General features: G+C 41.1%; 7 protein-coding genes. 5 read left to right on the forward strand and 2 right to left on the reverse strand.

The features are described from left to right. Nucleotides 1–56: 56 nt before the first annotated feature. On the reverse strand, nt 57–1,355 hold the full coding sequence (locus tag C200_RS16470) for a methyl-accepting chemotaxis protein (RefSeq protein ID WP_016210803.1): 1,299 nt from the start codon (nt 1,353–1,355) through the stop codon (nt 57–59). 177 nt (nt 1,356–1,532) lie between these two features. Here C200_RS16470 and pdxY point away from each other — a divergent pair, with 177 nt between their 5' ends. The 5 genes from pdxY to miaA all read left to right on the forward strand — a co-directional run bounded on the left by pdxY (nt 1,533) and on the right by miaA (nt 7,668). Beyond that, the gene (pdxY, locus tag C200_RS00615; RefSeq protein WP_016210808.1) at nt 1,533–2,384 is read left to right on the forward strand and encodes a pyridoxal kinase PdxY; all 852 of its coding nucleotides are present in this window, start codon (nt 1,533–1,535) and stop codon (nt 2,382–2,384) included. 8 nt (nt 2,385–2,392) lie between these two features. Beyond that, nucleotides 2,393–3,064 carry a pyrimidine 5'-nucleotidase gene (locus C200_RS00620; protein WP_016210805.1) on the forward strand — a complete coding sequence of 224 codons (672 nt, stop codon included), beginning with the start codon at nt 2,393–2,395 and terminating at the stop codon, nt 3,062–3,064. Nucleotides 3,065–3,197: 133 nt separating this feature from the next. Then, on the forward strand, nt 3,198–4,748 hold the full coding sequence (locus C200_RS00625) for a sphingomyelin phosphodiesterase (RefSeq protein WP_016210807.1): 1,551 nt from the start codon (nt 3,198–3,200) through the stop codon (nt 4,746–4,748). Between the two features lie 64 nt (nt 4,749–4,812). Beyond that, complete coding sequence (gene mutL / locus C200_RS00630) at nt 4,813–6,732, forward strand: DNA mismatch repair endonuclease MutL (RefSeq protein WP_016210804.1); 1,920 nt, start codon at nt 4,813–4,815, stop codon at nt 6,730–6,732. A 6-nt stretch (nt 6,733–6,738) separates the two neighbouring features. After that, on the forward strand, nt 6,739–7,668 hold the full coding sequence (gene miaA / locus C200_RS00635; protein WP_032126139.1) for a tRNA (adenosine(37)-N6)-dimethylallyltransferase MiaA: 930 nt from the start codon (nt 6,739–6,741) through the stop codon (nt 7,666–7,668). 95 nt (nt 7,669–7,763) lie between these two features. Here the strand turns inward: miaA and C200_RS14360 are convergent, their stop codons facing one another. Then, the gene (locus tag C200_RS14360) at nt 7,764–10,244 is read right to left on the reverse strand and encodes a pentapeptide repeat-containing protein (RefSeq protein ID WP_016210809.1); all 2,481 of its coding nucleotides are present in this window, start codon (nt 10,242–10,244) and stop codon (nt 7,764–7,766) included. Between the last annotated feature and the right edge of the window lie 156 nt (nt 10,245–10,400).

Consider the following 10,400-nt stretch of genomic DNA (forward strand, 5'->3'; position numbering starts at 1 on the left):
TATCTGGAGTTTTACATATAAGAAAAGTAAGTGGCTATACGCAGCGCTTTATATTTTTAATGGTTATTTTCTTTAAATTTATTCACTGCAGAGGCGACGCTTTCAGCACCGGTATAAATTTTATTCATGGTGTTTGAAACATCTTCTATTTTTGAATTTGCCTCATGAGCAACTCGGTTGACTTCGGTCATCGCTTGAGTCACTTCTTGTGTTAATGAGATATTTTTATTAACGACTTGATTAATTTCTTCCGTTGATTCAGATGTGCGTGAGGCCAATTGGCGTACTTCATCGGCGACGACTGCGAAACCTCGACCTTGTTCGCCGGCACGAGCAGCTTCAATGGCAGCATTTAGTGCTAGCAAATTAGTTTGATCTGCGATACCGCCGATGGTTTTGACAATTTCTGAAACATCTTTAGAAAGCGAGCTGAGCTCGTCGATTTGGTCGATAGAGATATTGAGATTGGTCATCATTTTTTTAGAAAGATCAACGGTTGTCTCAAGTACATTGTTACCTTCTTGAGCGACTTGTGATGTTTCTATTGCTGTGCTGTAGGCAACCTGTGCAGCTTCAGAAATGGCAGCTTCTCGTAGCACATCTTCAGTAATATCAGAGGCAAATTTCACGACTTTGTAAACATGATTTTGATCATCGCGAACCGGGCTATAAGAGGCTTGTATCCACAGATCCTGGCCTTGGCTGGTCTTACGTAGGAAGCGCCCTGAAAATGCTTTTCCCTGTGCCAACTCATTCCAAAAATTTGGATTATCTTGGTAAAAATCATCAAAACAGAACATTTTATGATGCTTACCTTGGATACCCTCAAGAGTATAGCCCAGCGCACTTAAAAAGTTATTGTTTGCTTTTAAGATCGTGCCGTCTGGATTAAACTCAATGACCGCGAAGTTGTTGTTCAGGGCGCCAAGTAGGTCTTCTTGGCCTTGTGATTTGTTATATTGCTCAGTTATAACGCTGGCAATTTTCATCACGCTAATAACAGTGCCCTCTTCGTTGAGAATGGGGAAGTAAGTTGCTTCTATAACAATGAGCTCTTTGTCTTTATTATAACGTTTAAATACTCCAGATTTTATTTGGCCACTGGCAAGCTCTTTCCAGAACGTTTTGTATTCTTCGCTTTCAACATAGGTTTTAGAGCAAAAGATGCGATGATGTTGCCCTTGTATTTCTTCTAGCTGATAGCCTATTGCACCAAGAAAGTGTGGATTTGCTGTTTTTATATTGCCCTGAGGGTCAAACTCAATTGTGGCTAAACACTGGTGTAATGAGTTTACAATACAATCATTATCACTAAAATGTTCGACAGAATTTGCTTTGGAACGTTTAAAAAACATAGTGGCTTACTTCATCTCATAGGGACATAGCCCTAATTATAGTGTGCTTTAGCAATTTTTTTGATAAATGTCATGAACATAAAATTTAATCTTAGCTTAGTGGTTGATTATGCTAGAATGGCTGGGTTTGATTTATTTTAGTTAAGTAGTTAGCGCTAAAGTTAAAGGTGTTTAAGCTTGAAGCATGTTGTTTCCATTCAGTCCCATGTGTCTTATGGTTATGTAGGCAATCGGGCTGCGGTGTTTCCATTGCAGCGTTTGGGTATTGATGTCAGTGCGGTGAATACGGTGCAGTTTTCGAACCATACGGGTTATGGCGCTTGGCGTGGCAGCATTCAAACTCAAGCGCATATTCAAGAACTCTTGCAAGGCTTAGATGAGGTCGGCGCATTAGCCTCTGTTGATGGTATTTTAAGTGGCTATATGGGGGATGTTGATCTTGGTCAAGTGATTTGTCAATTTGTGAAAGATCAAAAACAGCGTCACCCCGGTTTATTCTATTGTTGCGACCCTGTGATTGGTGATATTGGCCGAGGTGTTTTTGTTAAGCCTGGCGTGGGGGAGTTTTTTCGTGATGAGCTGATTAGTTTAGCTGATTTGATTACACCGAATGTGTTTGAATTGGAATTTTTAAGTGGTTATAAAGTAAGCTCATTAATGGATGTTGTGCACGCTTGTGATCAGCTGCGTTGCCATGCTGAGCAGGCGATTTGTGTGACCAGTGTGCCAAGTGATGATGGTCACGTTGCTTTGTTAATGGATACGAGCCAAGGCAGTTGGTGGGTAAGAACGCCGTTTTTATCATTTGATGTTGCTCCAAATGGGGCAGGTGATCTGACTGCGGCGTTATTATTAGGGCGCTATTTATTAGAGCACTCTTTAGTTAAAGCGTTGCAATTGACCACAGCTTCAGTGTATCAGGTTTTTACTGCGACATTTGCTGCAAAAAGTCGGGAATTGCAGCTTATTCAGGCCCAGAATCAATTAGTCGATCCCACAATTGAGTTTGAAATAAAACTGATACGATAGAGGTAAATATGCTAGATTGGTCACGTGCTAAAAATTTAGTTTTTGATTTAGATAATACTTTATATGACTCTAGTACTTTGCTTTTTAACAAGATAGAAGTGCGTATGAACCAGTTTATTCGCAGGCTATTAAACGTTGATGAGATTCAAGCCCATAAAATACAAAAAGACTATTATCGTGATTATGGTACGACTTTAAAGGGTTTAGTTAAATGCAATGGTATTAATCCAGATAATTTTTTAGAATACGTTCATGATATCGATGCGAGTGAATTACAGCAATGTCGTCGATTAGCAACTCAGTTACAAAAATTGCCACATCAAAAATACGTTTATACCAATGGTTCGGTTGTTCATGCTAAAAACATTTTAACCGCAATGGGGGCATGGACACTATTTTCAGGAATTTTTGATATTAAGCAGGCTAATTTCCAGGCAAAACCCTATACTTTATCATATCAGCTGTTTTGTCAGCAGTTTGATTTAAAGCCAGAGCACTGTATTTTTATTGAAGATATGTCTGAAAATTTGCTGCCGGCTGCGGATTTAGGTATGCAAACGGTGCTTATTCGTACACCTAGCACACGCTCGATGCAATATGCTGATGATTTACGTGTTCATTTGCACGTTGATTCAGTACATGAGTTTCTTATGCAGGCAGAATTAATGCTTTCTATTTAAATTGTAAAATAATATACTTATATTTGTCATAAATAATATATTTATATCAAGTTATTAAGGTTATTAAGGTTATTAAGGTTATTAAATTATTTATTTATATTTTTTAATAAAATTAAATGCGAGGAATTTCTTGATGAAATTTTTTAAACCAAGCTTGGCTATTTTTTTATTTGGAATTTACTCTGTTTTTATTGCCTCAGCTGCTTATGCGCAATATTACCTTTACTTTATTAATAATACAGATCGACCGGTAAGTTATCGTGCTTTTCTTGATACGCAGATAGAGGGCTGTGAGAATTTAGACGCTAGCTATTATCAAGGCTATTCGGGAACCTTACAAGCCTATCAACGCGGGAAATTAGCCAGTATTAATTATGGTCAAGGTATTGAGGATGGAAAAACCTATTGCTTGACCGCCCATATAACCAGCACGGACCCCGCTGAAAAAACTAAACAGTCTGAACAGACTATACCCTTTAGCTTGACCACACGTTTGCAAGGCGCTTGGGTTGGTTCTAGCATTACGAGTGCAAAGTATCAGCTAGAGTCTCAAGTGCCACAGATAATTGATATTTTTACCAGTAAGCCGGCCCCGGATAATGTGCAATTAGAAACAATTACGCCAGACGCACTATGGCATGGTCAGCCCTATAAAATTTATGGGGCGGCGATTCACTACACGGGCAGTGATCAGTCAACTAATGAAATTAATTATGTCTTGGACCAGAGTGAGTTAGCACCGCGTTATCTGCGTGATGATCAAGATGATCTCTCTCTTGCTGTTGCAACCTATAATGTTCAGCTGTGGCCAGCGTATGCGGGTGTAGCAATGCGTATGAATGAAGCCTCTGTGCGAGCGCAGCTGATTCCTCAGAAAATTAAACACTATGATGTGGTTGTGGTTGAGGAGTTAATGAGTAAAGGGCATCGTGATGCTTTTATTCATGCGATGAAGGCAGATTATCCCTATTACTATGGCCCTACTTCAAGTGATAAATTATTAACAGGGGGGCAGATGATTTTTAGCCATTGGCCCATTATCACCGCTGAGTATGCCAAAGAAGTTTTTGCTGATTGTAGTGGTGTTGACTGTGGTTCTGCCAAAGGTGTGTTGTACGTTAAGATTCAAAAAGGCCAGATGCTCTATAACATTATTGGTACTCATTTACAGGCGACAGAAGGTGAATCTACTGCAGTGCAAGATACCATAGTGCGGGGCAAGCAATTTGAACAGATCAAGCAATTTATTGATGCTCGTAACTTGCCGAAAGATCAGCCAGTGGTTATTGCGGGGGACTTAAATGTCGATTACCAAGAGTGCCATACTAAGCAAGAGTGCACTGAATTTAATAAAACTATTTTGACGGTGGACTCTAAATACCAACCTTGGTTAAACATTAAGGCATTGCCGTATGGGGGCGATTATACTAAAAACCTGATGAATACGGGAACTTATGGTGAGATGGATGATTATGTTTTGGTCCATCAAGGCTACATCCCTGAAGATCAACTGCAGCAACAAAGTCGCATTCGTGTGATTCGTGGCGTGGCTGAGCCGTTAATGTACGATGGTGGCTCGATGCTATTAAATACTCCGTATGCTGAGCTTGACTTATCTGATCACTTTCTATTTGAAAGAAAGCTACATTTTCCACGCGAGCTGTTTTATGAGCGAACACCTTAATCGCCTCAACTTGCCTTAAAATTTGCTATACTCAGGGGCCGAGAGAATAAAGGTGATAAACAGCGTGAAACGTATTCAGACTTTGCCCCGTCATTTAACCAATCAAATTGCTGCTGGCGAAGTGGTGGAGCGTCCGGCGGCGGTCATTAAAGAACTGGTGGAAAATAGCTTGGATGCTGGTGCGACATCAATTGACATCGAAGTAGATAAAGGCGGAGTGCAACGCATTTATTTGCGTGATAATGGCCATGGGATTGTTAAAGCGGACTTAAAACTCGCACTGGATCGTCATGCCACCAGTAAAATTGCCACCATAGATGACTTAGATGCGGTAGAAACCTTAGGTTTTCGTGGTGAGGCGTTGGCGAGTATCAGTGCAGTGTCACGCTTTTGTTTACAATCACGTGTTGCGAAAGAGCAGATGGGCTGGTCTATAGAAATGGATGGTGAAAATGATCCGGATATTTTATTAAAACCTGTTGCGCAAAATGTGGGTACGACTATATACGTCCGAGATTTATTTTTTAATGTGCCAGCACGACGCAAGTTTTTACGCGCTGAGCGTACGGAATTTTTACATATTGATGAGACTGTGCGCAGAATTGCCTTAAGTCACTTTCCGGTGGCGTTTAAGCTGAGCCACAATGGTAAAGCGGTTTTTGATTTAAAAGCGGCGATCTCTTTAGATGAGCAACGGGCGCGTGTAGCCAAACTTTGTGGACAGCTCTTTGTTGAGCAAAGTTTGTATATTAATGAAGAAGTTAATGGTTTATGTTTAAGAGGGTGGATTGCTAATCCGACGTTTTCAAGAAGCCAGGCAGACTTACAGTATTTTTATGTGAATGATCGGATGATTCGTGATCGGGCGTTAAATCAAGCGGTGCGGCAGGCTTATCAAGATGTGTTATATGCAGGGCGTTATCCAGCCTTTGTACTCTTTTTAGGCTTAGACCCTGTTGAGGTGGATGTTAATGTTCACCCGACTAAGCAAGAAGTGCGTTTTTCATCAGGCCGTCAGGTGTTTGGTTTTATTCGTAAGATATTACAAGAGGCCTTGAAAAAGACGCAGCCAGGTTATAAGCCAGAGTTGCGACAATTAGAGCCATTGCAATCATCAACGAGCCAGGTAGAAAAAACAGTGGTTAAAACCACGAATAAACCCTCACTGCGACTGGCAGCAACACAGCCTTTAGCATTAGCTCAAATGGTAAAAAGCCAGCAGGAGCCTTTAGAGCTCTATGCTAAGTTATTGGATACGGCGACTAAAAATGTTAGGACAGAACAGGCAGATGTAATAAATATAGGTGAAAAAGTTGCCTTAATGTCGGTTAAACAAGGTAAATCGCAGTATAATCAGGGTCATAAAGATCAACCGCTCGCTGAGACAAGGCCAGAAAAAGCGCCGCCCTTGGGGTTTGCACTGGCTCAATTAAAAGGCATTTATATTCTTGCAGAAAATGATCGAGGTTTGATTTTAATTGATATGCATGCGGCACATGAGCGTGTTGTCTATGAGAAGCTAAAGCAGGCTTGGCAAGAGGATAGACTGGCAACGCAAACATTACTGATTCCGTTATCATTAAAATTACCGCCTTTAGACATCACGCGCTTAACCGAGTGCGAGGAATTGTTTGATAAACTAGGCTTAGATATTAGTGTGACGGGCTTTGAGACGGCTTTGATTCGAGCCATACCGGTCTTATTAAAGCAAGAACGTGCTGAGCAATTAGTCAAAGATATCATCCGTGATGTCAGCCGCTTTGGTGAGAGTTTTGCAATAGACAATCACCTTAATGAAATTCTTGCGACGATGGCCTGTCATGGGGCGGTGCGTGCTAATCGCCAGCTCAGCCTTGCTGAAATGAATGCGCTATTGCGTGATATGGAAAAAACGGATCATGCCAATCAATGCAATCATGGCCGCCCGACCTGGACAGCATTGAATATGGCAGCACTTGATAAACTGTTTTTAAGAGGGCGATAATTTATTATGACAGCAGTGAATCAGGTGGTATTTTTAATGGGGCCGACAGCCTCAGGCAAAACGGATTTGTCAATGGCGTTGGTTGAAACAGGGCGCTATGAGATTATCAGTGTTGATTCGGCGATGGTTTATCGGGGCATGGATATTGGCACAGCGAAACCGAGCCGTGAAGAGTTGGTGCGTGCGCCGCATCGTTTAATTGATTTTTTAGATCCAAGTGTACCGTACTCTGCGGCTGATTTTCGTGAAGATGCCTTAAAACAGATGGATGAAGTGATTAAAGCAGGGAAAATACCCTTACTTGTCGGTGGGACGATGTTGTACTTTAAAGCTTTGCGTGATGGGCTGACTGAATTACCCGCCGCCGATGAGTCTATCCGAATGCAATTGCAGCAGCGTGCGGATCAGCAAGGTTTGGAGCGATTACATCAAGAGCTGGAAAAAATCGACCCAATCTCTGCTCGGCGTATTCACCCTAATGATCCCCAGCGATTATTACGGGCTTTAGAAATCTATCAAATTACCGGTAAAAATCTCACTGAATTATGCCAAGAAAATCAACAAACACCCTGTCCGTATCCGATTACTGCACTGGCTTTAGCACCTGCTGATCGGACGGTTCTGCATGCGCGTATTAAGCTGCGCTTTGAGAAAATGCTCGAGCTTGGTTTTTTAGCTGAAGTGGAAAAACTGTATCAACGTGGCGATTTGACAGAAGATTTACCGGCGATACGTGCGGTGGGTTATCGACAAGCGTGGCAGTACTTAGCGGGCAGATTAAGTTATGATGACATGGTTGAACGTAGCATCATTGCCACACGCCAGTTGGCAAAACGCCAGATGACTTGGCTGCGTAGTTGGCCAGAGTTACAGTGGTTTGATAGTTTATCAAATCGCCTTATGCAGGATGTAAAGGACTTTTTGGCTGCCTATTAGTAGGGCTTTTTATTGAATATTGATGTAACAGTATTGCTTCATGCCCTAAATATTATAATTTTAGGGCATGATGAAATATTATCTTTAGTTTTAAGTTAGGGTGCAGGTGCTGCTCCCTGATTATTGGTATCGGTTTCGTTCATGTCTTGGAAAAGAGAGATGATCTCTTCAGGAGTTGCAGTCGGTGAGGGATTGCCTGCAAAAAGAGCAAATGATGGAATTAAACTATCGCTGTCACTCATGTGCTGTGTAAAGTATAGGCCGTTAAATTCAGCTGTAGTAGGGGTTAGCGGGGCTGGTGGAGCAACAGTTGGTGTAACTCTTAATGCAGGTAATAGAGTGCGGCTTGTAGATATAGGTGCAGTCGTTGGAGCTGTATCTGGGGCGCTAGTTGGTGGAGCAATGACAACATACTTGCCTTTGCACGTAGAGGTAGTATTTGAGCTTGTGGTTACAGTGCTAGATGGTGCTGTTGGAGTTTTCGCTGCAGTTGTTTGAGCTGGGCTTTTACCCGTATAATCTTTTATTAAAGCATCTATAAATCGATTATTGGTATCAATTATGTCTGTTATTTTTTTAGCAGGATCTGTAATAGTCTCTGTAGTAGCTGTTGGAGCGATAGGTGCTGGCTGCGTAGTCGCAGGTAGTGGAGTGGCAGTTGCTTCCATGGCTGGAGCAAGAGGATGATTTAAAGCTGGAGTACGGGTTAGAGTTAGAGCGCCAGTACTTGTAGGGGTGATATTGGGGGCTGTTGTTGAGTCTGCCGGTACTGGTGAGGTAGTAGTGCCTGCTGGAGTGATAGGTGCCGGAGTGGTAGTTGCTCTCATAGCTGGAGTAATGGTTACGTTATTCATTGTAACAGCAGTTGGTTGTGCTGTTGGCTCTGGGGCTGCGGTGGTAGGAGTAGGAACTACTGTTGGTATCGGAGCTGTTACCGGAATCCTAGAAGTATTTTCATAGTAGTGATTAGCTTGTTCTTGCCAGCTATTAGTCCAATAATGTCGTGATAGGGCGATTTCCCAATATCGGTCACTGATGTTAGCTAACTTCCGAGCTTTGTTAAAGTATGGTTCAGCAGCTTTATAAGAGTGTGCTGTGGAGAAGATATTGAAGGCATGCCTTCTGTGGTTAAGTGCTGAAGCTGCACCGTTAAGAATACTTTTTAATCCCGCAAGCTCTGTTTCTGATTGTAGGTGATATTTAAAAAACTCTGAGAGTTTAAGCTTTTCTGTACTGTTCCTTTGCTTGCAGTCTTTAATTGATTCATCTAAACCTGATTCTATTAATATTTTAATAAGCGTAGTGTCGAGAGGAGCTTTGAGTAGACGCTGGATATTATTTGGTGAAGCAAGGTCTAGATCTGAAAGTGATTTAAATAGCCTAACATGTCCTGTGAATGGGTTATATAAATTCGGGGCATCAAGTACTTCTTGAAGGTATACAGCTTTACAGAATTGCTGTTGTTTTAACTCGTTGTACTGTTCTAAAAATCTTGCCGGGTTTTTGAGTGCTTTTTCTAGATTTTTAGCATTTGAGAGGCCATATTTATCTAACGTTAAATATATGATTAAAAGTAGATTGGGATCTATATCTGCTTCTTGATGCCTGGCTAAAGCTGGCGGAGCTGCTGGTACTTGTTGTTGATTTAATTCAGCAAGTTCATCTGCGGGAAGACATTTTGCCATCTCCTCAACAAGGAGATGATAGTCAATGTAAGTTTGTGGGCTATAGTCATTTTGAATGCTATCTTCGTGGATAGCTTGACCTGTAAACGGTGAAACTTCACTGTTAGCTAAATAGTCTTGGAATGCATCGCGATTATAGTTTGCTGATTCTCCAGCAATATGAACAGGAACGCTTATCTCTTCGAGGTTGATACTGCAATCGATTAATCTATCCCTTTCATCGAGGAACTTTGTTCGTTGCTCTTCAGTCAGATATCGAATAAAGTTAGGGACAGTAAACGTGGCATCCCGATCAATTTCTTGAAAATGGATACACTTTTCAAGTATTTTATTTTTAAGATTATTAAAGTCACTGGGTAAAAAGTCTTGGCTTTCAAATTGTGGGTTTTCATCGCGGTTTGTAAAGAGAGGGTCGTCATCTAAGTCCTTCATTGCTTCTTGCAACTCTAGGCTTAAATACTCATAGTAAAAATTACTGTGGTGAATATCTGTATTTCTTAAATCACCAGTGCCAAACCATGCACCGATGGCACAAGACCCTTTAAACCTTGCGCCATTGAATGTCTGTACGTCTCTAAAGTCAACTTTACGCAAGTCCGCATGACAAAAGTTGGTGTCTTCTAAATTAGAGAACTGTAGGTTTGCTCCCTGCAAATATGCACCTGATAAGTTTGTATTTTTTAAATTAGCACAACTAAGATTCGCACCTTTTAAATAGGTTCCAGCTAAATTCGCTCCTTCTAAATTTGCTCCATATAAATCAACATGACTTAAATATAAGCCTGATAAATCTAAACCACTAAGGTCCCAATTACGCAAACTTATATGGCTTTGAGAGTTGGCGTTTGCTTTTTCTATTTTTTGAAGGATGTCGAGTCTAGTTTTTGGCATAGTGTTTTCCCCATACTTTTATCAGGTGTTTAATCAATTAATGGTTGTTGCTGATGTCAACCCCCCATAAGTGAGACAGTTTAAAACTGGAATTATCCCTCTGTTTTTGTCGAAATTTTTTCTAACTGTTTTTCACGTTTCTCAGCAAATGTGTCT

Source organism: Piscirickettsia salmonis LF-89 = ATCC VR-1361, from assembly GCF_000297215.2.
Classification (GTDB): domain Bacteria; phylum Pseudomonadota; class Gammaproteobacteria; order Piscirickettsiales; family Piscirickettsiaceae; genus Piscirickettsia; species Piscirickettsia salmonis.

Excerpts from the sequence above, each read along its gene's own strand:
- C200_RS14360 (WP_016210809.1), bottom strand. The coding sequence starts at position 10,244 with ATGCCAAAAACTAGACTCGACATCCTTCAAAAAATAGAAAAAGCAAAC.
- C200_RS16470 (WP_016210803.1), bottom strand. The coding sequence starts at position 1,355 with ATGTTTTTTAAACGTTCCAAAGCAAATTCTGTCGAACATTTTAGTGAT.
- C200_RS00625 (WP_016210807.1), top strand. The coding sequence starts at position 3,198 with ATGAAATTTTTTAAACCAAGCTTGGCTATTTTTTTATTTGGAATTTAC.
- miaA (WP_032126139.1), top strand. The coding sequence starts at position 6,739 with ATGACAGCAGTGAATCAGGTGGTATTTTTAATGGGGCCGACAGCCTCA.
- C200_RS00620 (WP_016210805.1), top strand. The coding sequence starts at position 2,393 with ATGCTAGATTGGTCACGTGCTAAAAATTTAGTTTTTGATTTAGATAAT.